The 25,735-nt window shown below is 65.9% G+C and carries 17 protein-coding genes; 9 read left to right on the plus strand and 8 right to left on the minus strand.

Translation table 11 applies throughout. The features are described from left to right. The first annotated feature begins 732 nt into the window (after nt 1-732). Complete coding sequence (gene rdfA / locus NED97_RS02105) at nt 733-1,359, plus strand: rod-determining factor RdfA (protein WP_252489077.1); 627 nt, start codon at nt 733-735, stop codon at nt 1,357-1,359. A gap of 78 nt (nt 1,360-1,437) precedes the next feature. Next, nucleotides 1,438-3,408: an archaea-specific SMC-related protein gene (locus tag NED97_RS02110; RefSeq protein WP_252489078.1), complete on the plus strand. Its 1,971-nt coding sequence runs from the start codon at nt 1,438-1,440 to the stop codon at nt 3,406-3,408. Between the two features lie 132 nt (nt 3,409-3,540). Here the strand turns inward: NED97_RS02110 and NED97_RS02115 are convergent, their stop codons facing one another. Beyond that, entirely contained in the window at nt 3,541-4,302 is a 762-nt protein-coding gene (locus NED97_RS02115; RefSeq protein WP_252489079.1) for an IclR family transcriptional regulator, read from the minus strand. Nucleotides 4,303-4,566: 264 nt separating this feature from the next. Continuing rightward, nucleotides 4,567-5,730: an acyl-CoA dehydrogenase family protein gene (locus NED97_RS02120; RefSeq protein ID WP_252489080.1), complete on the minus strand. Its 1,164-nt coding sequence runs from the start codon at nt 5,728-5,730 to the stop codon at nt 4,567-4,569. 361 nt (nt 5,731-6,091) lie between these two features. On the opposite strand from NED97_RS02120, the gene NED97_RS02125 reads away from it, so the two are divergent. The 4 genes from NED97_RS02125 (at nt 6,092) to NED97_RS02140 (ending at nt 12,325) form a co-directional block, all read left to right on the plus strand. After that, nucleotides 6,092-7,138, plus strand: coding sequence for a TAXI family TRAP transporter solute-binding subunit (locus NED97_RS02125; RefSeq protein ID WP_252489081.1), 1,047 nt, complete (start codon nt 6,092-6,094; stop codon nt 7,136-7,138). 6 nt (nt 7,139-7,144) lie between these two features. Next, on the plus strand, nt 7,145-9,280 hold the full coding sequence (locus NED97_RS02130; protein WP_252489082.1) for a TRAP transporter permease: 2,136 nt from the start codon (nt 7,145-7,147) through the stop codon (nt 9,278-9,280). 84 nt (nt 9,281-9,364) lie between these two features. Beyond that, a complete protein-coding gene (locus tag NED97_RS02135; RefSeq protein WP_252489083.1) occupies nt 9,365-10,957 on the plus strand; it encodes an AMP-binding protein in 1,593 nt (530 codons plus the stop codon). 183 nt (nt 10,958-11,140) lie between these two features. Continuing rightward, on the plus strand, nt 11,141-12,325 hold the full coding sequence (locus NED97_RS02140; protein WP_252489084.1) for an acyl-CoA dehydrogenase family protein: 1,185 nt from the start codon (nt 11,141-11,143) through the stop codon (nt 12,323-12,325). A 15-nt stretch (nt 12,326-12,340) separates the two neighbouring features. Here NED97_RS02140 and NED97_RS02145 read toward each other — a convergent pair whose 3' ends face one another. Continuing rightward, nucleotides 12,341-13,486, minus strand: a complete 1,146-nt coding sequence (locus NED97_RS02145; RefSeq protein ID WP_252489085.1) for a thiolase family protein — start codon at nt 13,484-13,486, stop codon at nt 12,341-12,343. A gap of 99 nt (nt 13,487-13,585) precedes the next feature. On the opposite strand from NED97_RS02145, the gene NED97_RS02150 reads away from it, so the two are divergent. Together NED97_RS02150 and NED97_RS02155 are read left to right on the plus strand one after the other, a co-directional pair. Further along, nucleotides 13,586-14,476, plus strand: a complete 891-nt coding sequence (locus NED97_RS02150) for a 3-hydroxyacyl-CoA dehydrogenase family protein (RefSeq protein WP_252489086.1) — start codon at nt 13,586-13,588, stop codon at nt 14,474-14,476. Beyond that, the gene (locus NED97_RS02155; RefSeq protein WP_252489087.1) at nt 14,469-15,275 is read left to right on the plus strand and encodes an enoyl-CoA hydratase/isomerase family protein; all 807 of its coding nucleotides are present in this window, start codon (nt 14,469-14,471) and stop codon (nt 15,273-15,275) included. Before NED97_RS02150 ends, NED97_RS02155 begins: the two co-directional genes overlap by 8 nt. A 344-nt stretch (nt 15,276-15,619) precedes the next feature. Here NED97_RS02155 and NED97_RS02160 read toward each other — a convergent pair whose 3' ends face one another. The 3 genes from NED97_RS02160 to NED97_RS02170 form a co-directional block, all read right to left on the minus strand. Beyond that, nucleotides 15,620-17,851 (minus strand): LUD domain-containing protein, encoded by a 2,232-nt coding sequence (locus NED97_RS02160; RefSeq protein ID WP_252489088.1) that lies wholly within the window; start codon nt 17,849-17,851, stop codon nt 15,620-15,622. Continuing rightward, nucleotides 17,848-18,354, minus strand: coding sequence for an LUD domain-containing protein (locus NED97_RS02165; protein ID WP_252489089.1), 507 nt, complete (start codon nt 18,352-18,354; stop codon nt 17,848-17,850). The genes NED97_RS02160 and NED97_RS02165 overlap by 4 nt, the downstream gene beginning before the upstream one ends. A 108-nt stretch (nt 18,355-18,462) precedes the next feature. After that, complete coding sequence (locus NED97_RS02170; protein WP_252490563.1) at nt 18,463-20,226, minus strand: L-lactate permease; 1,764 nt, start codon at nt 20,224-20,226, stop codon at nt 18,463-18,465. A 298-nt stretch (nt 20,227-20,524) separates the two neighbouring features. On the opposite strand from NED97_RS02170, the gene NED97_RS02175 reads away from it, so the two are divergent. Further along, nucleotides 20,525-23,608 (plus strand): FAD-binding and (Fe-S)-binding domain-containing protein, encoded by a 3,084-nt coding sequence (locus tag NED97_RS02175; RefSeq protein ID WP_252489090.1) that lies wholly within the window; start codon nt 20,525-20,527, stop codon nt 23,606-23,608. A gap of 221 nt (nt 23,609-23,829) precedes the next feature. Here NED97_RS02175 and NED97_RS02180 read toward each other — a convergent pair whose 3' ends face one another. Next, nucleotides 23,830-24,429, minus strand: coding sequence for a cupin domain-containing protein (locus NED97_RS02180; RefSeq protein WP_252489091.1), 600 nt, complete (start codon nt 24,427-24,429; stop codon nt 23,830-23,832). A gap of 210 nt (nt 24,430-24,639) precedes the next feature. Continuing rightward, nucleotides 24,640-25,734: a siroheme decarboxylase subunit beta gene (gene ahbB / locus NED97_RS02185; RefSeq protein WP_252489092.1), complete on the minus strand. Its 1,095-nt coding sequence runs from the start codon at nt 25,732-25,734 to the stop codon at nt 24,640-24,642. Between the last annotated feature and the right edge of the window lies 1 nt (nt 25,735).

Consider the following 25,735-nt stretch of genomic DNA (forward strand, 5'->3'; position numbering starts at 1 on the left):
CTCTAAGATATTATGACTGCTATCCCTATTGAAGCGAGTAACGGTTCACACTTCAATTATATTTATTCGGTACCCTCGTTCGTGACAGATTCCGCGTACGTAGAACTCGGTGTACCGGACGTGATCAACGCCACGGGAACGAAGACGCGAATCGGGCCGGAAGCCGCCGAGACCGTGAACAGGCCTTCCTCCGGCTTCGCCCGGGTCTCGGACCTCCAGGAACGGGCGTCGAAACACGACCCGGAGCCACGCACGCTACTGAGTCCGCTATACGGAACGGGCTCGCCGGTCGCTTCGCGCGGAATATATGAGATATTAAATAACTTTGCAGAATTAAACGAAAACTATCATACTCTCCCCGCCGGCTACCGCTTACAGTCGCTTCCTCGGATCGATTCCGATAGCTGTCAGCGAGCCCGCCCGATACCGGCGAAACCGGACGAAACGACGATTAACCGCTCTCGTCCTGATCGCTCGAGGTCGAACTCTTCTATCGGCACCGCTGACCACGAAACCGCGCTATCTGTCCGCTACTCGAAGGTATCGACCGATGATTCGAACTTCGAGTGTTCAGTAACGAGCCTCGCCGATCTCCCATTTATGTCTGGTACGTTCTTATTATCTATTTCAGCTATGTCTGTGAAAGTTCCGGCAGTACCGTTACGAGCATACGTTCGTAAATGACGCTCGCTCTCGGAATCCTTTTTGCGGACCGGGTTCATCGCTCTGGTAGTGACCGATCGTAGTGATTCCGCGGACCAGCGCGCGGCGTGTTGTAAGCTCGGGCGAGTTGCGGGCGAGTACGACCTCTCGAGGCTCGACGACGACCTCGTCGCGTACTGGACCGGAGACGGCGACGAACAGCACAGCACGCGGGAACTCGCGACGCTCGTGAACCAGCGCGTGCTCGAGGCGGCCCTCCGGGAGGCCGGCGTCTCGTACAAGGAAGGTGAGATCGAGAACACCTACCGGTTGCTCACCGACGACGACGTCACCAGCGGGACCCGGGTCCAGACCCGGAACGAACTCGAGCGCGACGGCGTCCCGGTCGAGGCGGTCGAATCCGACTTCGTCTCCCATCAGACCGTTTACAATCACCTGACCAAGTGTCTCGAGGCGTCCCTCGAGGCGCCGGACGACGAGGAGCGCCTCGAGCGCGGGGCGGAGAAACTCGGGGCACTCCAGAACCGGACCGAGGCGGTGACGGTCGATACGATCGCCCAGCTGCGGCGCAACGACGTGATCGACGTCGGCGAGTTCGACGTGCTCGTCTCGGTGACGGTGACCTGCGAGGAGTGCCACCAGCAGTTTACCGTCCGGGAACTCCTCGACGAGCGAACCTGCGGCTGTGCGGACTGACGACGCCGCGATAAAACTGCTTTCGACGGACCGGCCGATGTGATAATACCTATCTGTACGGACCCGTTATCGGGGTGTATGAGCACGAACCAGAACGTAGAGAACCGCGAAACTCCCGAGCAGACGACGCTCTCGGTCACCAACATCGGTGGAATCGAGGAGACGACCGTTTCGTTCCAGCAAGGAATCACCGTACTCTCCGGCCGAAACGCGACGAATCGCACGTCGCTGCTCCAGGGAATCATGGCCGCGCTCGGGAGCGACCGGGCGAGTCTCAAGGCCGACGCCGACGAGGGGTCGGCGATTCTCGATTTCGACGACGAGACGTACCGACAGACGCTCCGTCGGCAGAACGGGACGATCGTCACCGAGGGTGAGCCGTACCTCGAGGATCCGGAACTCGCGGATCTGTTCGCGTTCCTGCTCGAGTCGAACGAGGCGCGCCGGGCCGTCGCGCGCGGCGACGAACTCCGGGACCTGATCATGCGCCCGGTCGACACCGACGCGATTAAAGCGGAGATCCGACAGCTCGAACAGCGGAAACAGCGTCTCGACGACCAGCTCGGCGAACTCGACGATCTCGAGGATCGCCTCCCCGATCTCGAGGCGAAGCGGACGCGGCTGGCCGACGAGATCGAGGAGCTCCGCGAGGAACTCGAAACGGCCGAGGAGGCTCTCGAGTCGACGAACGTCGACGTCGAGACCCGACGCGAGGAACGATCGGAACTCGAGACGAAACTGGACGAACTCCGCGACACCCGTTCGGAGCTCGAACGCACTCGCGACCGGATCGACACCGAGCGCGAGAGCATCGAAGCGCTCGAGGCGGAACGCGATGAGGTGGAGGCACAGCTCGACGAGCTCTCGACGGGCGAGGAAGCCGATATCGATCGTCTGGAGGCGGAAATCGACACACTGCAGGATCAGAAGGATGGTCTCAACGAGGAAATCTCGCAACTGCAGCGCACGATCCAGTTCAACGAGCGGCTGCTCGAGGATCCGGGCGAGTTCCTCGCGGGCGACGATGGCGGCGCCGGGGGCGACGGCGCCGTTACCGACCAGCTGCTGCCGGACGACGATTCGGAGACGGTCACCTGCTGGACCTGCGGCTCGTCGGTCGCCACGGAACAGATCGAAACCACGATCGAACAGCTTCGGACGGCACACCAGGACCGACTCGAGGAGCGGTCGGCGGTTAACGCCGACCTCGACGAGAAGCGAGAGACGCTCACCGAGATCAACGAGAACCGGACGGAGTACCGGCAGGCCACTCGTCGCATCGAGTCGATCGACGACGAGATCGACCGCCGCCGCGACCGAATCGACGAACTCACGAGCGAGCGCGAGTCGCTGACCGACGAGATCGACGACCTCGAGGGCGAGATCGACGACCTCGAGAGCGACGGCTCGGAGGACATCCTCGAGAAACATCGGGAGGTCAACCAGCTCGAGTTCGAACTCGAGCGGAAGGAACGCGAGCGCGACGAGATCGAGGACGAAATCGCATCAGTCGAGGATCGACTCGGCGACCGCGAGGGGCTCGAGGCGCGCCGCGAGGAGGCCACCGAGGAGCTCACCGGCCTGCGCACCCGCATCGATCGGATCGAGGAGGACGCTGTCGAGGCGTTCAACGAGCACATGGCGAACCTCCTCGAGACGCTCGGCTACGACAACCTGGACCGGATCTGGATCGATCGGACGACCCGCGACGTCCGCGAGGGACGCCGAAAGGTGTCGAAGTCCTCGTTCGACCTCAAGATCGTCCGGAGCACCGACGAGGGTGCGGCCTACGAGGACGCGATCGAGCACCTGAGCGAGAGCGAGCGCGAGGTGACCGGACTCGTATTCGCGCTGGCGGGCTATCTCGTCCACGACGTCTACGAGACGGTGCCGTTCATGCTGCTCGACTCGCTCGAGGCGATCGACGCCGAGCGAATCGCGGCGCTCGTCGAGTACTTCGAATCGTACGCGCCCTACCTCGTCGTCGCGCTGCTTGAGGAGGACGCCGAGGCACTCGCCGAGCAACACGACGTCGTCACCGAAATCTGACGGCACCTGCCGAGTTCCGGGGCTGTACCGTTTTCCAATCGTACTCGCCGTCGCGTTCCAGTGTGCGGACTCCGAGAACGCTCGCTGCAACCTCGCGACCCGTCGCCGGTTCAGCCGTGATTCTGCCGTGGTTTAGCCGTACGCGAGCGTCACCCTGATCTCGCCCGCCTTGTCCCGGAGTAGGTTCACGAACTCCTCGTGGACGTCCTCCGTGAATCGGCTCGCCGGACCGAACAGCCCCAGTGCGCCGAGGAGTTCGTCGTCGGGCGTGTGAACCGGAACGGCGACGCCACAGAGACCGTCCATGTACTCCTCGTCGTTGATCGCGTAGCCGCGGTCCCGTACCCGGTCGAGTTCCTCGGAGAGCGCGTCCGGGTCGGTGATCGTGTTGCTCGTGTGCCTCTCGAGCCCCTTCGTCTCGACGAAGTCGGCGACCGCCTCGTCGTCCCACTCCGCGAGAATCACCTTTCCGGAGGCCAGCGAGTGCAGCGGGCGTCGCTTCCCGATCATCGTGTCGGAGAGGCTCCCGTACCGGTGGAGGTAGACGGCGTCGTACTCCTCCTCGACGACGAACAGCGATCGCTCGTCGGTCTCCTGTCCCAGTTCGAACACCTTGCGTTTCGCGGCGGTGTACCCCGTCTTCCGGTTTCGGGTCTGCTCGCTGATCTCGAGCAGTCGGAGGCCGATGTAGTACCCCCCCTCGCGTTCGATGACGTACCCCATGTCGGTGAGCGTCGCGAGGTGACGGTAGACCGTGCTCTTCGGCAGTTCCGTCCGCTCGGTGATCTCGGTGATCGTCAGCCCCTCCTCGGACTTGAGCGCCTCGAGGATCGCGAACGTCTTTCTGGTCGTCGAGACGCCCGTGTTGGCCCCGCCGTCCCGTTCTGCGGTCATATCTACTCGTCTCCCGATATCCCCATCAATGTTCCGGATAGCAAAACGCGAACGCCATCATACGAAACGAATGCCGCGAACGTCACGGACAGCGGGGCGGCAGGTCACTATGCGGAACGCGAGTTCGAGTGCCGGATCGTCCTCGAGTCTCCTCGGTTGGTTCCGTCGACGGTCGCACCGCGGCTCGGTAGCGTGACTCGTCGGATCGGAGCCCTCGTGTGCGAGAGAATTACGAGTTTTCGGCGCGGTCGCCGTCGGCGCGACCTACTGGTAGGCCTGGAGGCCGGTGAGGTCCTCGCCGAGGACGAGCGTGTGGATGTCGTGGGTCCCCTCGTAGGTGTAGACGGTCTCCATGTTCGCCATGTGGCGCATCGGCGAGTAGTCGGTCGTGATGCCGTTGCCGCCGAGCATCTCGCGGGCGACCTTCGACTGCTCGCGGGCCATCCGGACGTTGTTCCGCTTGGCCATCGAGACGTGTTGGGGGCGCATCTCGCCGCGCTCTTTGAGATCGGCCAGCCGGTAGGCCAGCAGCTGGGCGAGCGTGATCTGGGTCGCCATCTCCGCGAGCTTCTGCTGTTGAAGCTGGAACCGACCGATCGGGCCGCCGAACTGCTCGCGATCGATCGCGTACTGGCGGGCCTCCTCGAAGCAGTCCCGCGCGGCGCCGACGGCCCCCCAGGCGATGCCGTATCGCGCCTGGGTGAGACAGGAGAGCGGCCCCTTCATCCCGGAGACGCCCGGCAACACGTTCTCTTCGGGGACGTAGACGCCGTTCAGCCCGATCTCGCCGGTGATCGACGCTCGCAGCGAGAGCTTTTCGGTGATCTTGTTCGTGGAGACGCCGTCGCGGTCGGTTTCGACGAGAAATCCGCGAACGGGGTCGTCCTCTGCCGAGCGGTCGCGCGCCCAGACGACGGCGACGTCGGCGATCGGCGAGTTCGTGATCCACGTCTTCGAGCCGTTGAGGACGTAGCCGTCGCCGTCTTCCTCCGCATAGGTCTCCATCGCCGACGGGTTCGAGCCGTGTTCGGGTTCGGTGAGGCCGAAACAGCCGATCGCTTCACCCCGGCCCATCGCCGGGAGCCACTCTTCTTTCTGATCCTCGCTCCCGTACGCGTGGATCGGGTACATGACGAGCGCGCCCTGGACCGACGCCATCGAGCGCAGCCCCGAGTCGCCCGCCTCGAGTTCCTGCATCAGCAGTCCGTAGGCGGTCTCCGAGACGTTCGGCGAGCCGTACCCCTCGAGGTTCGGCGCGTAGAAGCCGAGTTCACCCATCTTCGGGATGAGCTCCTTCGGAAACGTCCCCGCTTCGAAGTGGTCGCCGACGTCGGGTTTGACGCGTTCTTCGACGAACTCTCGGGCGGTGTCCCGGATCATCCGCTCCTCCTGGTCGAGGTCTCCCTCGAGCTGAACGAAATCCAGCATACCCGCTAGTACGCAATTGCCCCCATAGGTATTGTGGTATATCTATCGTGGCAGTGATCGTTTCGGATCGATTGCCGTTCGTCTCACCTCGAGAGTAGAACATCGCTCGTTCTGCACGGCGAAACGCGTCCTCCTAATCGGAGTCGCTCGATCGGCTTTGCCGCGGCGAGTTTGCTATGTGAAACGCGATAGGGCCGGGACGGAACGCCGCGCTCTCGCCGACTTGCCGCGCGTACCGTCGCTCGGCCGTCCGCTCAGACGGTGCTTACGGAGTTCGGAAAGCGGAACGCACGCCTTGCGTTGTAAGCGTCTCGGACGATTAACGATAACATTATGTGCGATCGCTATGGATCACCGTACCATGCCGACCAGAGAGACTTCCGGTTACGTCCAGAACCGTCGCTCGTTCCTCGCTGCCGCCGGTGGCGGCGCGACTGCAGCGGTTGCGGGCTGTCTCGGCGATATCGAGGGTGCGCTGGAAGACGACGAACAGCAGAACCTCCGGATGCGCACTGCTGCCGCGGAGACGGCGGCCTACGGCGCGAACGAGGGGATCGCCAGCGTCGTCAACGACCGGACGGACGAGATCTACGTCGAGGCGCAGACGAGTTCGGGAACGGAGGCCAACATCGGCGCACTCGACGACGAGAGCGCCGAGATGGTTTACATCCAGAACTGGTCGGCGCGAGAGGTCGCGGAGGGCGTCGAGCCGTTCGACGACCTCGACTTCGAGATGGCGCAGGTGTTCCACTTCTACGACCTGCCGTGGTTCTTCTGTAGCGCGGACGAGGAGCTCGAAACCCTCTCGGATATCGACTCGGAGACGGCAGTTTCGCCGACACCGGAGGGGTCGGGCACCGCACCCGCCCTCGAGCACGCCCTGGAACGGGTCGGCGACTACGACCGCGTCAGTTACAGCTACGGCGAGCAGGGGAGCGCGATGAACGAGGGACAGCTCGACGTCAGCGTCGGGACGTACATGAACTTCCAGATCGTGCCGGGATGGCTCCAGGAGATGATGGGTACCGTCGACCTGAACGTTCTCGGCGTCGACGACGACACCCTCGAGGACTGGCGGGACGACGACAAACTGCTGATCGACTCCTTCGACGGCGGCGACCTCGAGGAGGCGACGTCGACGCCCGAGGAGGTCCACTGCCCGACGTTCGCGTACAACTTCGTCTGTCGTGACGACCTCGACTACGACACCGTCTACGCGTTCCTCGAGACGACGTACGACCACCGCGAGGAACTCGAGGAGTACAGCGCGTTGCTCGACCAGCTCGCAGACGACGAGTTCTGGGTCGAGAACATGTACGACGGCGTCCCGTTCCACGACGCGGCCGCCGACTTCTACGAGGAGATCGGGATCTGGTCCGACGAGTTCGAACGCGTCGACGACGCCTGACGGACGATGGCGACGAACAGTCAGTCCGACGTGCGGCGGAACCCGCTGTGGGTGCTGGACGGCGCAGCCTACGCGCTGGGGGCGTTCCTGACGCTGTTGACGCTCGGCTACGCGACGGTGTTGGGGTTCGGCCTCCCGCGGGTCGGTATCTACGCCCAGTCGGAGCTGTACGTGAACGTCTTCCTCGGGGTCGGGTTGGCGGCGTACTACGCCGACTACGCGCGGTCGCAACTGCGCGACGTCGCGGAGCAGTCGGAGCTACACGACGGAGCGGCGGACGCCGACGAGCCCGGTGATGGGACCGCTGACGCTCGGTCCCGCCGTGTTCGCGATCGACTCCGGGCCAGGTACGCGCGGATCGATCCGGCGATCTCCATCGCGCTCGCGGGCGTCGCACTCGCCTCGACGGCGTACGTTCACGTCAACTTCGCGCGCCTCTTCGAGGACGCCCACCTCGCCGGCTACACTCCCGTCGACATCGTCGTGGGAACCGTCCTCATCTTCCTCGCGGTCGACGCGACGCGACGCGCGTTCGGCTGGGTGATCGCCGCGGTCGCCGTGCTGTCGGTGCTGTACGCACACTGGCTGGTGATCGGCCTCGTGTTCCTGGCGTCGAACGCGGTTCCCGTCGTCGACGTTCCCGGGCTATTTCGTCACACCGGCATGAGCTGGACCGACATCGCTCGCGACGGAGCGATCAGCATCAACGGCGTTTACGACCCCCAACTCATGGGAATCGGCTCGACGTGGGTCGCGATCTTCATCATGTTCGCCGGCATCGCGAAGGCGTTCGGCCTGATGGACTTCATCCTCGCGGTCGGCCGCGAACTCGGCACCAGCCTTCGAACGGGGGTCGTCCAGATCGCCGTCATCTCGAGTATGATCATGGGGTCGATCACCGGGAGCGCGGCCGCGAACACGGCGACGACGGGGAGTTTCACCATTCCGATGCTGAAGGAACAGGGCGTTCGCGACGACTTCGCCGCGTCGATCGAGGCGGTCGCCTCCGCCGGCGGACAGATGCTGCCGCCGGTGATGGGCGTCGCCGCCTTCCTCATGGCGGACATCCTCGGCGTCAGCTACGTGCAGATCATCCAGGCGGGTACGATCCCGGCGGCGCTGTTCTACCTCTCGGTCTGCATCGCCGTTCACTTCACGGTTCTCAAGTTCGGCTGGATCTCGAGCGACCTCTCGTCGTTCGACTGGCGGCTCCTGCTGGGCGGCGTTCACTTCGCGATTCCGCTGTTCGTCCTGCTGTACACGCTGATCTATCTCCGGTACACGCCGCTGTCGTCGGGCCTGTACACGATCCTCTCGATCTTCGGCGTGATGATCGTCAAGAACGTCTACGAGGACGGTCCCGACCTCGAGACCGCTCGAGCGACGGGCAGGCAAACCCTCGACGGCCTCTCCCAGGGCGGGCTCGAGATGGCCCCGCTCGTCGGCGTGCTCGCAGCGATGGGGCTGATCGTCGAACTGCTCGAGGGCACCGGACTGACTCAGGGCGTCGCGACGACGATCGTCGGCCTCGGCGGCGGACTGCTCGTCGTCGTGCTGGCGCTCGCGATGCTGGCGAGCATCCTGTTCGGGCTGGGGATGCCGACGCCGGCGGCGTACATCCTCGTCGTCGTGCTGGTCGCCCCCGGCGTCATCGGGATGGGCGTGCCCGAACTCACGACCCACATGTTCGTCTTCTACTTCGCCATGCTGTCGGCGATCACGCCGCCGGTCGCGATCTCGGTCGCGATCGGCTCGCGCATCGCCGGGACGAGCTTCACGAAATCCTGTCTGCAGGCGCTGCGGATCGGCGCGCCCGGGTTCGTCATTCCGTTCGCGTTCGTCACGAACAACAGCCTCATCTACTGGGCCCCGGAGACGCTGTTCGCGTTCCCGGTCGTCCTCCTCGGAACGGTCGGGCTCATCGTCGCGACCGTCGGATTCGACGGGGCGCACGACCTCGACTACCCGTGGCGGGCGCTCTACGCGGTCGCCGCGTTCGCCGCGATGTTCGGTGCCGTCGAACACGTCGCCTTCCAGGTGGTCGGCGCCGTCATCATCGCCGCCGGACTGGTGTACGCGAACGTGATCGTCGGTTACAGCGCCGACTCCCGCCGGAGCGTCGACGAGTCGACGCTCGAGTGAGCCCTCGCCGCTCCCTTTTCACCGCGCTCGCTCGAACCGGAGTAACAACGTTTTTGTATTGTTCACATGACGCATGCACAAGGAATGACGAATCTCGTCACAGCAGTCGCTGCGACCGTCGATTCGAACCCGGAGTCGCCCGCGATCGCGTTCGACGGCGATCGAGTGAGCTACGAGGCGTTCTGGGACCGGGCCGGACGATTCGCGAAGGCGCTCGACGAGCGAGGGGTCGGCGAGGGCGACCGGGTCGGAATCTACCTCCCGAACCTGCCGCAGTTCGTCACGGCGTTCTACGGCACGCTCCGGGCCGGCGGCATCGTCGTCCCGATGAACCCGCAGTACAAGGCCCGCGAACTCAGTCACCTGCTCGGCGACAGCGGCGCGAAGGCGGTCGTCTCGCTCGGCGCGAACGTCGACGAAGTCGGCTCGGTGCTCGAGGACACCGCCGTCGAACACGTGATCGCCGTCGGCGACACCGAGGATTCGGCGGCGGTCGGCTTCGAGGAGTTCCTCGCCGACGAGACGCTCGAGATCGTCGACCGCGCGGACGGAGACGTCGCCGTCCAGCCCTACACCTCGGGGACGACCGGCACGCCGAAGGGCGTCCTGCTCACCCACCGCAACCTCGCCTGGACGACGCGGGCGAACGCCGACGTCCCGCCGGGGGGATTTCAGGAGTCGGATCGACTGGTCGGCACGCTCCCGCTCTTTCACATCTACGGGATGTCCGTCGTGATGAACGGCGCCATGTACAGCGGCGGTACCTACTACCCCGTTTCCGAGTGGGACGCACCGACGGTGATGGACCTGCTCGAGGACGCGGAGATCTCGATCATGTTCGGCGTCCCGGCGATGTTCAACGACGTGATCAACCAGCCCGAGGCCGACGCCTACGAGTTCGACTCCCTGCGGTTCGTCAACTCGGGCGGGGCCAGTCTCCCGATCGAGGTGCTCGAACGCTTCGAGACGCTGTACGGCGTCCAGTTGAACGAGGGGTACGGGCTCACGGAGACGAGTCCGGTTACCCACGCCAACACGGCCGACTCGCGGCGAAAGGGTAGCATCGGGCAGCCCCTCGACGGCGTCGAGGCGAAGGTCGTAGACGAGGAGTTCGAGGAAGTGCCTCGAGTCCCGGAGGGGCCGGTGAACGAGGAGAGCGTTGCGTCGACGACGCAACGGAACGGAGGCGGCGAAGCCGCCGACGCCTCCCTCCACGAGATCACGGGAGAACTCGTCGTCGCCGGTCCGAACGTGATGAAGGGGTACTACGGACTGCCGGAAGCGAACGTGGAGGCCTTCACCGAGGAGGGCGGCACGCGCTGGTTCCACACCGGCGACGTCTGTTACTGGGACGAGGACGACTTCTTCTTCGTCGTCGACCGCGAGAAACACATGATCGTCACCGGCGGCTACAACGTCTATCCGCGAGAGATAGAGGAACTTCTCTTCGAGCACGAGGCCGTCGCGGACGCCGCCGTCGTCGGCGTGCCGGACGACCGTCGCGGCGAGACCGTGAAGGCGCTGGTCGTGCCGGTTCCCGACGCTGACGTGACGCCCGAGGAGATCAAACGGTACTGCCTGGACGGCCTGGCGGAGTACAAACACCCGCGGGAGGTCCAGTTCGTCGAGGAACTGCCCCGAACGACGACCGGGAAGGTCCAGAAGTTCAAGATCTGAGACGGAGACGAGTAACGTTCGAACGCTACGAACCCCTCGAGTCGCCGTCGTTCGCCGACAGTCGGATTCGCGCTTCCGTCCGAGAGCGGCGACTGTATTTACATTGTTCACTATATACGATAATATACTTACACTGTTAGACACAACCGAAGCTATTTTGTACGAGTATTCCGATGGTACGGTATGGCATTCGCTCTGTCCGACGAGCACCGCGCAATCCGCGAGGCCGTTCGCGAGTTCGGCGAAAACGAGATGAAACCGGTGGCCGAAGAGTACGACCGGGAGGGAACGTATCCCGAAGAGATCCGCAGGGAGGCGGCGCAGTACGACTTCGTCGCGCCGGGGATTCCCCTGGAGTACGACGGTGCCGGGATGGACAAGATCTCCTCGACGATCGTCACCGAAGAGCTGTGGCGGGCCGATCCCGGGATCGGCTCGGCCGTCGGCAGCGCCGGCTTCGGGACGAACATGATCCTCGAGTTCGGCGACGAGTGGATGAAAGAGGAGTGGCTCCCGAAGATCGCCAACGGCGAGACCGCCTCCTGTTCGATGATCTCCGAACCCGCACACGGCTCGAACGTCGCCGGCATCGAGACCGTGGCGGAGCGCGAGGCGCAGGGCGCCTCGGAACGAAGCGGTGCAGCCGCTGAGAAGGACGGCGACGGCTACGTGCTCAACGGGAACAAGATGTGGATCACGAACGGGACCGTCGCCGACGTCGGCGTCCTGATGGCCAAGACCAGCCCCGACGAGGGCCACCGCGGGATCACCGCGTTCCTCGTCGAGATGGACGCCGACGGCGTCCGGACCGAGAAGATCGACAACAAGCTCGGCATCCGCGCCTCCGACCTCGCCGAGGTCATCGTCGACGACGTCCGCGTGCCCGAGGAGAACGTCATCGGCGAGGTCGATCAGGGATTCTACCAGCTGATGGAGTTCTTCGCCTCCGGCCGCACCAGCGTCGCCGCCCAGGCCGTCGGCGCCGCCCAGGGTGCCCTCGACGCGGCGCTCGACTACGCCAATCAGCGTGAGCAGTTCGGCCAGAAGATCAAGGAATTCCAGGCTATCGAGCACAAACTCGCCGAGATGGCGACGAAAGTCGAGGCCGCTCGATCGCTGACCTACCGCGCCGCGACCCAGGTCGAGCGGAACAACCAGGACGTCGCCGCGCAGTTCTCGAGCATGGCGAAGCTGTTCGCCAGCGAAATCTCGGTCGAAGTCGCCGACGAAGGGGTTCAGGTCCACGGCGGTTCGGGCTACGTCACGGACTACCCGGCCGAACGCTACTACCGCGACGCCCGCATCACGAAGATCTACGAGGGAACGAGCGAGATTCAGAAGAACATCATCGCCGACCAGTTGCTGTAGGCGCTCTTCTCTCCGCTACCTCCCGTCCGGAACGCGGAACTCGACCGCGGCGCCCTGTCCGTAGCCGACGCACATCGTCGACAGGCCGAGACCGCCGCCGCGTCGCCGCAGTTCGTGGACGAGCGTTACGGGCAACCGAGCGCCCGACGCCCCGAGCGGATGTCCAAGGGCGATGGCGCCGCCGTTGACGTTGAAAATCTCGTCGTCGAAACCGAGTTCGTCCCTGCAGTACAGCGTTTGGCTGGCGAACGCCTCGTTGAGTTCGACGAGATCGTAGTCGTCGGCCGAGCGGCCGTTTCGCTCCCAGATGCCCCGGACTGCCGGAACCGGGCCGATCCCCATCAGTTCGGGATCGACGCCGGCGACGTTGTGATCCTCGATTTTCGCCATGATCTCGAGGCCGCGCTCCTCGGCGAATGCCCTGCTCGTGATCAGGACTCCTGCGGCCCCGTCGGAGACCTGGGAGGCGTTGGCGGCGGTGACGGTGCCGTCCTCCTCGAACGCCGGCGGGAGGCCCGATATTTTCTCCGTCGTGGTACCGGGACGCAGGCCCTCGTCTTCCTCGACGACCCGTTCGTCCGTCTCGATGGGGACGATCTCGTCGTCGAATCTGCCCGCGTCGGTCGCCTCGACCGCACGCTGCTGGCTGCGAGCGCCGTACTCGTCCTGGCGCTCGCGAGGGATGTCGTACTCTCGGGCGACCGTTTCGGCCGTCTGACCCATCCGGAGGCCGGCGACGTCGTACTGTTCGGCGATGCCGTCGTAGGAGCCGATCCCCTTCCGGCGCTCGTTTCGGCTCATGTTCTCGACGCCGCCCGCGATAACGACCTCGCGCTGGCCGGCCCGAACGGCGTCGCTCGCGCTCGTGATCGCCTCGGTCGAGGACGCGCAGAGGCGATCGATCGTGGTTCCCGGCACGCTCTCGCCCAGTTCCGAGCAGAGCGCGATCACGCGGGCGAGGTTGTTGCTCTGTTCGTTCACCTGCTTGGCACAGCCCCAGCGGATGTCGTCGATATCGGCGCCGGAGAGTCCCGTCCGCTCGAGCATCGTATCGACGAGCGGGACCGAGAGCCCCTCGCTTCCCGTCTCGGCGAAGACGCCGCCCCGTTTCCCCTGCGGAGTTCGCACTGCCTGGACCACGACTGGCTGCTGATCGGACATTGGGATCCGGTCTCACTCCGTCGATATAGGTGCTGCGCTCTCGGGGATCCCACCGCGCGAAGGAGAACGTTTTTGATGATCAATCGGCTGCATTAGCACATGCAAATCGCAGTTCTCGGTGCCGGCAGCATGGGGCACGGAATCGCCCAGGTGTCCGCGATGGCGGGCCACGACGTCGTCCTGCGGGACGTCGAATCGGAGTTCGTCGAGAGCGGTCTCGAGGGAATCCGCGAGAACCTCCAGGGGGGCGTCGACCGGGACAAACTCACGGAGACGGAGATGGAGGAGACGATCGCGCGGATCGAGGGGACGACCGACCTCACGGACGCCGTCGGCGACGCCGACCTCGTGGTCGAGGCGGTCCCCGAGGACATGAACCTGAAACGGGACGTCTTCTCCGACGTCGAGGATGCCGCGAGCGAGGAGACGGTCATCGCCTCGAACACCTCCTCGCTCTCCGTGACGGAGATGGCCAGCGCGCTCGAGCACCCCGAACGCGCGATCGGGCTCCACTTTTTCAACCCGCCGCACCTGATGGATCTGGTCGAGATCGTGATCGCCGAACAGACCGACGACCGTACCGAAGCATTCGCCGTCGACTACGTCCGCGAGATCGAGAAGGAGGACGTCGTCGTCCGCGACAGCGCCGGCTTCGCCACCTCGCGGCTCGGTCTCGTGACGGGGCTCGAGGCGATCCGGATGGTCGAGGAGGGCGTCGCGAGCCCGGCGGACATCGACGAGGCGATGAAACTCGGCTACGGCTACCCGATGGGCCCGATCGAACTCGGCGACCACGTCGGTCTCGACGTTCGCCTGCACATCGCCGAACACCTCCGCGAGGAGCTCGGCGAGCGGTTCAAGCCGCCGCAGGCGCTGCGCCGAAAGGTTCGGGCGGGCAAACTCGGCAAGAAGTCCGGCGAGGGGTTCTACGTCTGGGAGGACGGCGAACGCGCCGGGATGAGCGGCGAGTGGGGTGACGCGGATGAGTGAGCTAACCGACGAGTACGAGGTGCTCTCGGTCGAGGTCGGCGAGCACGCCGACCGCGTCGCGACGGTCGCCATCGAGCGCCCGGACGCCCGCAACGCGCTCAACGGGCAGGTCCGAACCGAGCTGAAGGACGCGGTCGCCGCCGCGGAGGCGGACGACGACGTCCGCGTGCTCGTCCTCACGGGCGGGGAGGGCTCGGGTGCGTTCGTCGCCGGCGCGGACGTCACCGAGTTCCAGGATCGCGGTCTCGTCGAACAGCGCGAGGCCAGCCAGCGACCCCGCGTCTACGAGACCGTCGACGACGCCTCGATTCCGGTCATCGCCCGGGTCAACGGTCACGCGCTCGGCGGCGGCTGCGAACTCGCGCAGGCCTGCGACGTCCGGATCGCCGAGTCGGGCGCGAAGCTCGGCCAGCCCGAGATCAACCTCGGACTCATCCCCGGCGGCGGCGGCACGCAGCGTCTCACCCGCCTCGTCGGCGAGGGCCAGGCGATGCGCCTCGTCCTGTCGGGCGAACTGATCGACGCCGCGGAGGCGAAGGCGATCGGCCTCGTGGACGACGTCTACGACGCCGAGGACCTCGACGAGGGCGTCTACGGCCTCGCGGAATCGATGGCCGAGAAGAGTCCCATCGCCCTCGAGTTCGGCAAGAAGGCGGTCAAGGCGGGCTCTCGAATGGGACTCGAGGAGGGCCTCGAGTACGAGTCCGAACTGTTCGTCCAGCTCTTCGCCACCGAGGACAAGGACGAGGGGATCGGCGCGTTCCTCGAAGGACGGGAGCCGAAGTTCGAGGGGAAGTGAGGCGGCTCTGCTGAACCGACAGACCGTTCGACGAGAGCGTAACTCAACAAACTGTCCTTTTCTCCGCCCTTTCGAATATCAAACAGGTATGTCCAGTTTCGTCTGTCGGGTGTCCCGGAAGCTGTTACCGCCGGAGAAATCGCCCGCTCGAGCAATTTAACTGGCTACCGAGCGATGAGAGATCGAATGACCCGTCGAACCCGTCGAAATCGGCTCTGTCTCGAAACAGCCCTGAGATCCCTTCGAACGGGCGAGAGGGGCAATCTGCTGTTTGCCCGGCTTCGTGCTTCTCCCTGACGGATACGCGATGTATCATCTGCGAGTGATTCTTCAAATTTGTCAATTTACCGCTGACCGTTCCGACCGCGACGTGCCGGATCGAGCACCTCGACCGGGTGCGTCGCGTCGCGCTCGAGCAGCGCACCCAGTTGCTCCTCGCAGGAGGTTCCGCTGGCGACGACCAGTCTGTCTCGCGCCGTCGGCGTCGTAAACTGGTCGCGGAGGCGGTCGCCGACGTCCATACTGAGTTCGTAGTACTCCGACTTGTAGCCGAAGCTGCCGGCCATCCCGCAGCACTCGACGTCGCTCTCGAGGACGTCGGCGCCGAGGCGGTCGAGCACCGCCGTCGTGTAGCGCTCGAGGCCGAGCGTCCGCTGCTGGCAGTGAGCGTGGTAGGCGACCGGTCGCTCGGGCGCGCGGAGCGCCGAGGAGTCGGCGCCGTTCTCGAGACGGCCGTAGACGTACTCGAGGATCTCGTAGCTCCCCTCTCGAAGCCGCTCGAACGACCGCTCCGGGAGCAGTTTTTCGTACTCGCGGTGGAACATCGCCAGGTCGGAAGGTTCGATAACGACGACGTCTCGGCCGGCGTCGAGGTGTTCGGCGAGCGCCGCGTACACCCGGCTCGCCCGCTCGTCGGCGGTGTCGATCATCCCCTGCGAGAGGGGGGCGCGTCCGCTCTCGCCCACTGGGGGAATCCGGACGTGGACGTCCAGCGCCTCGAGCACCCGGACCGCGGCTTTTCCGCGGTCGACGTCGACGTAATTGGTGTAGGTGTCGGGATAGAGGACGGCCTCGCGGCTGGCGTCCGCTTGCGAGACGCCCGGTCCCCGCGCGCTATGCCAGCCCCGCAGCGTCTCACGTTCGAACTCGGGGAGCGACCGCCGCTCGTCGACGCCGAGGGTTCGATCGAGGAGTGTCCTGACCGGACCCAGGTCGGCAACCCAGTTCGATACCGGCGCGGTCGCGCTGCCCAGTTTCGCGAGCGTCTCGTAGTTGCCGAACAGCCGCTTCTGGGGATCGATCCCGCTCGGCTCCTCGTCGGGAACCAGTTCGTCGTAGACGAACTCGAACTGACTATCGTCGCCCTCGCGGTTGAGCCGGTCGCGGACCACGGTGTTGATCCAGGGGATGTCGATCTTGACCGGGCAGGCGTTGACGCAGCGCGAGCAGCCCGTACAAAGGTCGTTGAACTCGGCGGCGCTGTCGGAGCCGTGGACGCCGGTCTCCCAGCCCGTCGCGATGCCGCCGGAGTAGGTTTCCCCGCCGAAGGCGTGGCCGCCGACGGACTGGAAGTTGGCACACGAGTTCGCACAGGCCGAACAGCGGATGCAGTACAGCGTCTCCCGGAGCTGATCGTCCTCGCGCATGTCCATGCGGCCGTTGTCGACGAGCACGAGGTGGAAATCGCGGTCGTCCGCGGTCGCCGAGGAGAGCGGTGCGTCGGGATCCCGGTCGAGCGACGGCGCGTCGACCGGCGGCGTCAGCACGGAGACGTAGGAGGTGATGTCCTGGCCCGTTCCCGATTTGCCGATGAGTTCGACGAACGGGTGGAGGTCCTCGACCGTCGGGATAATTTTCTCGACCCCGGCGACGGCGATCTGGGTGTCCGTCGCAGTCACCGTCTTCCGGGCGTTGCCCTCGCTGGTGACGAGCGCGATCGATCCCGAGTCCGCGGTGACGAAGTTCGCACCGGTCATCCCGACGTCTGCCTCGCGGATGCGCTCGCCGAGGAACTCGCGGGCGAACACCGTGAGGTCCTCGGCGGTCTCGAGCGGGGTGTCCGGATCGAACCGCTCGCGAAACAGCTCGGCGATACCCTCGCGGGACTTGTGGATCGCCGGCGCGACGATGTGCGATGGTGCTTCGTCGGCAACCTGGAGGACGAACTCTCCGAGGTCGGTCTCCCAGACGTCGATATCGTCGCGCTCGAGCGCGTCGTTGACCTCGAGCTCTTCGGTGGTCATCGACTTCGACTTGACCACCGTCTCGGCCTCGGCGTCGGCGACGACCTCTCGGACGTAGCGGTTCGCGTCCGCGGCGTCGTCGGCGAGGTAGACCGTCCCGCCGTTTGCCTCGACGGACGCGGTGACCTCGTCGATCAGTTCGGGCAGATTCTCGATGGCGTCCTCCTTGATCTCGCGGGCCCGATTCCGGTACGCCTCGGCGGCCTCGAGGTCGCCGATGGCGTCGTACCGCCCCCGGTTGAACGTCTGCGTGTTTCGCTCGACGGCGTCGCCCTCGGTCCGCAGCAGGTGGTGAATGCGGCTCGCTTTCGCCTCGCGCGAATCGGAGCTCATCGGTCCTCGATCACCACCGCGCGAACCGCCTTCGGCCCGTGTGCGCCCGTGACGAGCGCCCCCATGTCGGCCGTCGCGCTCGGTCCCGTCGCGAGTACGGTGTCGGCACCACCGCCTCTGGTGTCGGTTCCGAGTCGCTCGAACGCCGCTTCCATGTCGGGAAGCACGTCGCTCGCGGCGACGATCGCGACGTGGACATCTGCGTAGAGGCTGCTCGGCTCCTCGCCAGTTGGCGAGGACCTGATCGCGACGGAGCCGTAGTCCGCGACGGCGAACTCGACGGCCGTGATCCCCGTCGTCGCGGCCTCGAGTTCGTTCGGCGTCGGCTCCGTCTCGACCCCCTCGGGCAGCGAGACGCCGTCGAACGGAAGGGGAGTGCCGACGGCCGGGGGCTCGAGGATGTCCGCTACTGCGTCCCGAGCCTCGGCCGCGATCGTTCGCTCCAGCCTGACGTCGACCCCCCGGAGGGCCGATTCGAACGTCCCGATTGCGTCGCTTTCCATTAGTGGTGTGTTGCCGGAGCGCACAGTAGGGTGTTTCGTCTCCACTCGTCTCGTGTGACGGCCTCGAGTCGGGTCGATCGACCCGACTCGAGCGCCGCGCTCGTTCCGTCAGTAGACGTCGAACACCGCCGGCAGCACGTCGGGCATGACGTAGACGAACAACAGTGCCAGCAGCCCGACCAACACCGCGTAGTAGAGCAGCGGGATCAAATTCAGCCGGATGACTCTCCCTTCCTGGCCGACGAGGCCGACCGTCGCCAGCGCCGCGACGACGTTGTGGATCGCCACGAGGTTGCCGACCGCGCCGCCGACGGCCTGCGTGCCGACCATGATCTGGCTCGAGAGACCGAGTTCGTGGGCGGCGGTGAACTGGAAGCCGCCGAACGTGATGTTCGAGACGGTGTTCGAACCGGCCATCGCCGCCCCGAGGCCGCCGATGAGCGCCGCGATGAACGGGTACACCGGCCCGACGACGTTCGCGGTGGTGATCGCGAGCAGTTCGATCATACTCTGGTCGAACGCCGCGCCGGGGGCGCCGCCCGAGAGGAGCATCACCTGTACCATCGCGATGACGAACACGAGCGCGATGAACGGCGAGACGAGCTTTTCGCCGGCCTCGAGCCAGGCGGCTTTGATCTGCGTGGCGTTCATCCCGAACAGCGGAATCGCGACGAGCGCGCTCAGGACCAACCAGAAACCGGGAACGTTGACCCAGGCGATCTCGGCCCCCAGCCCCTGTCCGAGGATGTCGCTCCACGCGAGGACGATGCCGACCGTGAACTCGCCGACGGGAGTGGCGACGTCCACGCCGATATCCGCGTCGGTGATGAACGCGGCGATCGGTTCCCAGACGCGAGTGAGCACGAGCAACGCGACGAGGACAACGTACGGCGACCACGCCTTGAACAGCGACATCGACGAGCTGTCGGTCCCGTCGGCGCCGTTGATCTCCTCGGCGTCGGGTTCGATCGTTCCCACCCAGTGGGCGGGCCACTCCTCGCGCGGCGGGAAGTCCCACGTCTCCTCGGGCAGGAAGTAGCCGGCGCGGAGCATCGCGACGGTGATCGCGCCGCCGACCATCGCCCCGATCAGCGACGGAAACTCGGCGGTGAGGAACCACGCCGAGATCCAGTAGGGGACCGCGAACGCGATCCCGGCGAACAGGCACAGCGGCGCGACCTCGAGCGCCGGCCGGATCGACCGCTCCTCGCGCGGCCCGAAGAAGTAGACGACCATCCCGACGGCGAACAGCGGCATGACGAAGCCGACCAGCGCGTGGTAGGTCGCCGCCCACGCCGCGACCTCGTTCGAGTACTGGGTGACGGACATCCCGCCCTCGGAGACGATCCGGTCCTCGTAGATGGTGAGCGGTTCGCGGATGCCGACGATGATGGGCGTCCCGACCGCGCCGTACGTGACGGCGATGATGTGGCCGATCAGCGCCGCGATCACGGCCGCCAGCGCCGGAAAGCCGAGCGCGAGCAACAGCGGCGCGACGACCGCCGCGGGCGTGCCGAACCCCGCGGCTCCCTCGATGAACGTGGCGAGGAAGAACGCGAGCAGGACGATCTGGACCCGCCGGTCGTCGGAGACGGACGCGAAGCCCCTGTTGATCCGGTCGAACGCGCCGGCCTGCATCAGCGTATAGAGCAACACCAGTGCGCCGAAGACGATCCACAGGATCTCGAGTGCGGTCATCACGCCGACGATCGACGCTCCCGCGAGGTACCCCGGCGGGTTGTTCCACCAGACGAACCCGACGATGAGGGCAGTCACCCAGGCGATCGGCATCGCTCGCGTCGCCGGCCACAGCAACCCGACGAGCAACACCGCGACCACCAGCAGCGGAAGCGCCGCCGCGACGACGTCCATCACCACGCTCCCCCACCTCCGCGATACCGCTCGAGTAACCGTACCCCTCTCTTGTTCACTGTGAACATCTACCACTACACCGTTCCTGATGAATAATAAGCGTATTTTCGAGTTGTATCTCCTGAGAATCGGACGCTCGGGATCGGTCGGCCCGAAATCGAACGCGTCCCCGGCGCGTCAGCGCGCCGGGAATCACCGGATTTCGGACGACCCGTTCCGAAACCACCCGACGCCGAACCGGTCTTTAATACGCTCCGGCAACATCTCTTCAACCAGCACCTGCGAGGCTCAACGTCACATGACAGCGCACATCTCTCCGTCTCACGGCGATCCGGCAGTCGACGACCGGGCGAACTACGACTACTGCAGCGACGACGTCGACCGTCCCGCGCTCGTCTCCGACCTCGAGGCCCTCGTCGACTGTGACGTTCGATTCGACTCCTACTCCCGCCAGCTGTACGCGACCGACGCGAGCGCCTACGAGGTGACGCCGATCGGGGTCGTCCTCCCCGAGTCGACGGCCGACGTGGTGGGCGTCGTCGAGTACTGCGCCGAGCGCGAGATTCCGGTCCTCCCGCGGGGCGGCGGGACGAGTCTCGCCGGCCAGAGCGTCAATCGCGCGGTCGTCCTGGATTTCACGCGGCACACGAACGAGATCCTCGAGATCGATCCCGACGGTCGAACCGCGACCGTCCAACCGGGGACGATCCTCGGGACGCTGAACGAGGCGCTCGCACCCCACGACCTCAAGTTCGCGCCGGATCCCGCCTGGGGGGACAAGAGCGCGATCGGCGGCGCCATCGGCAACAACTCGACCGGCGCCCACTCGCTGCAGTACGGCAAGACCGACGCCTACGTCGAGTCCTGCGAGGTCGTCCTCGCCGACGGCACCGTCACCGAGTTCGGGGAGGTCACCCTCGACGAGATCGACGAGCGCGCCGACCCCGACGGCGACCTCGAGGGGCGGATCTACGCCGAGGTCCGGCGCATCCTCGAGGAGGAGGCGGACGTCGTCGAGGACGCCTATCCGAACCTCAAGCGGAACGTCTCGGGTTACAACCTCGATCGGCTCGTCGCGGAGGCCCGCGGCGAGACGCTTCCGGGTGGCGAGGAGACGGGCGAGACGGGAACCGTCAACCTCGCGCGTCTGCTGGCCGGCAGCGAGGGGACCCTCGCGATCGTCACCGAGGTGACGGTGTCGCTCGAGCCCGTTCCCGAGACGAAGGCGGTCTCCCTGCTCTGTTACCGGGATCTCCACGAGGCGATGGCCGACGTCGAGCCGATCCTCGCCCACGACCCCGCCGCGGTCGAGGTGTTAGACGACGTGCTGATCGACCTGGCGCGGGATACCGCCGAGTTCGGCCCCGTCACCGGGATGCTGCCCGACGGGACCAACGCCGTTCTGCTGGTCGAGTTCTACGCCGACGACGCGGCCCACGGGAAGGAACAGGTCGCCGGCCTGCTGGCCGACCGCTGCCCGAGCGCGACGGCCGAGGGCGACCCGGCCGCGGATATCCCCCGGACGGATGCCGAACCGATCGCGATCGAGGCGCTCGAGGCCTACGAGAAGGCCGAGCGCACACAGCTCTGGAAGCTCCGCAAATCGGGGCTCCCGATCCTGCTCTCGCGGACGACCGACGAGAAGCACATCTCTTTCATCGAGGACACCGGCATCCCACCGGAGCGGCTGCCGGAGTTCGTCGAGGAGTTCGAGGCGATCCTCGAGGACCACGACACCTACGCCAGCTTCTACGCCCACGCCGGCCCCGGCGTCCTCCACGTCCGACCGCTCGTCAACACGAAGACGGACGTGGGACTCGACCAACTTCACGGCATCGCCGACGACGTCACCGACCTCGTGGTCGAACTCGGCGGCTCCGTCTCGGGCGAGCACGGCGACGGCCGCGCGCGCACCCAGTGGAACCACAAGCTCTACGGCGATCGGATCTGGGAGACGTTCCAGGATCTCAAGACCGCGTTCGACCCCAACTGGCTCCTCAACCCCGGGCAGGTCGTCTTCCGCGAGGGGGAGCCGACGGATCTGCGCGAGCACCTCCGATTCGATCCCGACTACTCGTTCGAGGAGGGATTCGAGCCCGCACTCGAGTGGGAGAACGACAACGGGTTCCGGGGGATGGCCGAGCTCTGCCACGGCTGTGGCGGCTGTCGCGGCGAGCAGGAGACGACCGGCGGCGTGATGTGCCCGACCTTCCGGGCGAGCCGCGAGGAGATCACCAGCACGCGCGGCCGGGCGAACGCGCTCCGGCAGGCGATGAGCGGCGATCTCGATCCGGGCGAGGCGTTCTCCGACGAGTTCGTCGAGGAGGTGATGGGGCTCTGTATCGGCTGCAAGGGCTGTGCCATCGACTGTCCGAGCGAGGTCGACATGGCGAAGCTCAAAGCCGAGGTAACCCACGAGTACCACGAACGAAACGGGGCGACGCTCCGCGATCGGCTCTTCGCCAACGTCGCGACGCTCTCGCGGTGGGGCTCCAAACTCGCGCCGTTCTCGAACGCGTTCCCGAAGCTGCCGGGCGCCCGAGCGCTGCTCGAGACGACGCTCGGAATCGACTCGAGCCGCCCGCTCCCGACGTTTCATCCGGAAACGTTCCAGAGCTGGTTCGAACGGCGCGGCGGGGCTCGTGTCCCCGAGGACGCCGCCGACCGGAAGGCCGTCGTCTACCCCGACCCGTACACGAACTACAGCCACCCCGAGGCGGGGAAGGCCGCGGTTCGCGTGCTCGAGGCCGCGGGCGTCCACGTCACGGTCCCGGACGACCTCGACGACACGGGCCGGCCGGCGTTCTCGAAGGGCTTTCTCGAACGGGCCAGGGAGACGGCCCGGGAGAACGTCCGCTCGCTCGCCCCGCTCGTCGAGGAGGGGTGGGACGTGGTCGTCATCGAACCTTCGGACGCGGTCATGTTCCAGTCCGATTACCTCGATCTACTGTCGGACGGGGGCGCAGCGACGCTGGCGGACGCCACGTACGGCGTCTGCGAGTACGTTGACGTCTTCCGGCTGGACGAACGGATGGGGTTCGACGCGGATCGGGCGAACGCGGACCTGACCTATCACGGCCACTGCCACCAGAAGGCGACGGCGAAAGACCACCACGCCGTCGGCGTGCTCCGCCGGGCAGGTTATCGCGTCGATCCGCTCGATTCGGGTTGCTGCGGGATGGCCGGCAGCTTCGGCTACGAGGCAGAACACGCCTCGATGAGCGACGCCATCGCGAAGATTCTGTACGAGCAGGTCGACGAGAGCGACGGGGGGCGGGTCGTCGCTCCCGGCGCGTCCTGTCGCACCCAACTCGAGAACCGCTCTCGACGCGCCGAGCAGCCGCCGACGCCGATCGAACTCGTCGCCGAGGCGCTCGAGTAGTCCCTTCTCGAGGCAACCGCTGATTTCCGAGAGTTCTGTAGTACCGACTGAAACGGTTTACACGCCGACCGCACGGATCCCTCGCAGGCTGTACAATCATCGTGCTCGCTCGAGAGCGATCGAGACGAACCTCGCAGAAAAAGGCCGGAAGACGGGTTCCCGTCCCCTCGCGCTTCGGTCCTGCTCGCCGGCGTGAGCGACCGCATTTCCGGACCGGGTCGTCAGCAGTCCACGGGCTCGACCCACTCCGTCGCCGGCTCTCCGTCGGGGATTCCCAGGAAGGTGACGTGTGCGAGCGCGCCGCCCTCGCTGTCCGCCTTGTGGACGTGGCCGGGGTCGATCCACGCGTCGCTCGCCGAGTACGTCCGCGGGACGCAGTCGTCTTCCATCATGTGCTCGATTTCGCCCTCGAGCATGCGGACAATGGACATCCCGGGGTGGCGGTGCCACCCGGACTCCGCTCCCTCCTCCCACGTCGCCTCGGCGAGGATGACGGTCGAGGCGTCGTCGAGGTCGACGACGATCGGTTCGTCGGCGTCGTCGTAGGTCACCTCGAACGTCGCGGCCACGTCGTCGGCGAAGGCCGCGTGCTCGGCGATCACCTCCACGTCGAAGCCCTCGGGTTCGTCCACGTCGGCCTCCTCGTCGTAGTCATCGTCTTCCTCCTCCTCATCGTTGTGCTCGTCGGCGGTAGCGGGCGTGCTTACGGCGAGCGCGCCCGCTGCGACTGCGCCGGCTTTCAGAACTGTTCTGCGTAACACGCCGCCAATCGATTCGGTGTCGGCAGTCGTAGTACGGCTCTCGCTCGTATCGTCGATCATAGTCGTGTATTCCTCCCAGCAGGAGGAGCTACGAGAACGGTGATCGAGTAGTTACCCGGTGATACTGCGCTACTCGGTGACGGTTTTGCAGCCGCTGACTACCGCTCAACGGGTGCAAGGTTCACTCAATACGAGCCGAATCTGATGCGAACAGCGCCGCACGCTCGGCACGCCTGAATCGATCCGGGACGCTCGCAGGTCACGCTGCCGTCAGGTGCCGACGATATCGTCGTACCGCGCGCCGGTCTGTTTCAGCGTCTCCGTTGAGTAGAGTTTCTCGTGGTCGACGGGGAGGTACTCCGTCGCCAGCTCGTCCACCTTCGCGTCGACGGCCTCGGAATCGCGACCGTGGATCATCGTGAACAGGTTGTACGGCCAGTCCTGGTCGGTCCGGCGCGGGCGGTGATAGCAGAGCGTGACGTACGGCAGGCCGCCCGCTCGCTCGCCGCGGGCGTCGAGTTCGTCGTCCGGCACGTTCCAGACGACCATGCAGTTCGAATCGAAGCCGGTGACGACGTGGTTGACGACGCAGCCGATCCGTTTGATACAGCCGTTCGCCCGCAACCGGTCGATGCGCTCGAGCACCGAATCGACGTCCGCCTCGAGCGCGTCGGCGACGTCCCGGTACGGCGTCTTCGTGAGGGGGAATCCACCCTGGATCTCGAGCAGCAGTTCGGCGTCGAACGGCGAGAGGTCCTCGGCCGCGTCCTCGCTGATTCGGGTCGCCGAGGCGTCCGTTCCCGCCTCCAGCGGGTTCGGGATCGCAGCGTCGTCGGTCTCCGACTCCGGGGCCACGGGAACCGTGCTCTCCCGTGCGAACCGATCGGCGTTGACGACCGGGAACTCGAGGTCGATGTAGTAGTCGGTGAGCATCGGTAGCACGAGGACTTCACAGCCGGTTCGGCGCTCGATCTCGTCGATGATCTCGTCGCGCGTCGTCCGCGATCCCGCGGTGACGACGAACCACATGTTCCACTCGTGATCCCGGGCGTAGTTGTGGTTGACCTGTCGGTACTCGTTGACGATCGACGCGACCTCCTCGAATCGATCCCCGGGAGCCTGCACCGCCGCGAGCGTCGAGGAACCGATCACGGGTGGGTTGAGGACGGCACCGAACCGACGGACGATCCCGTCGTCGTAGAGGCGCGAGACGCGCTCGAGGACCTCGTCTTCGTCGATCCCCAGCGAGTCGCCGACGCGGCGAAACGGCCGTTCTTCGATCGGCACGCCGCTCTGGTAGCCGTCGATGATGGCCGCGTCCGCGTCGTCGATGGCCTCGCGCCAGTCCTCCGACAGGATGCTCATT

Origin of the sequence: Natronococcus sp. CG52 (genome assembly GCF_023913515.1) — an archaeon.
GTDB lineage: Archaea > Halobacteriota > Halobacteria > Halobacteriales > Natrialbaceae > Natronococcus > Natronococcus zhouii.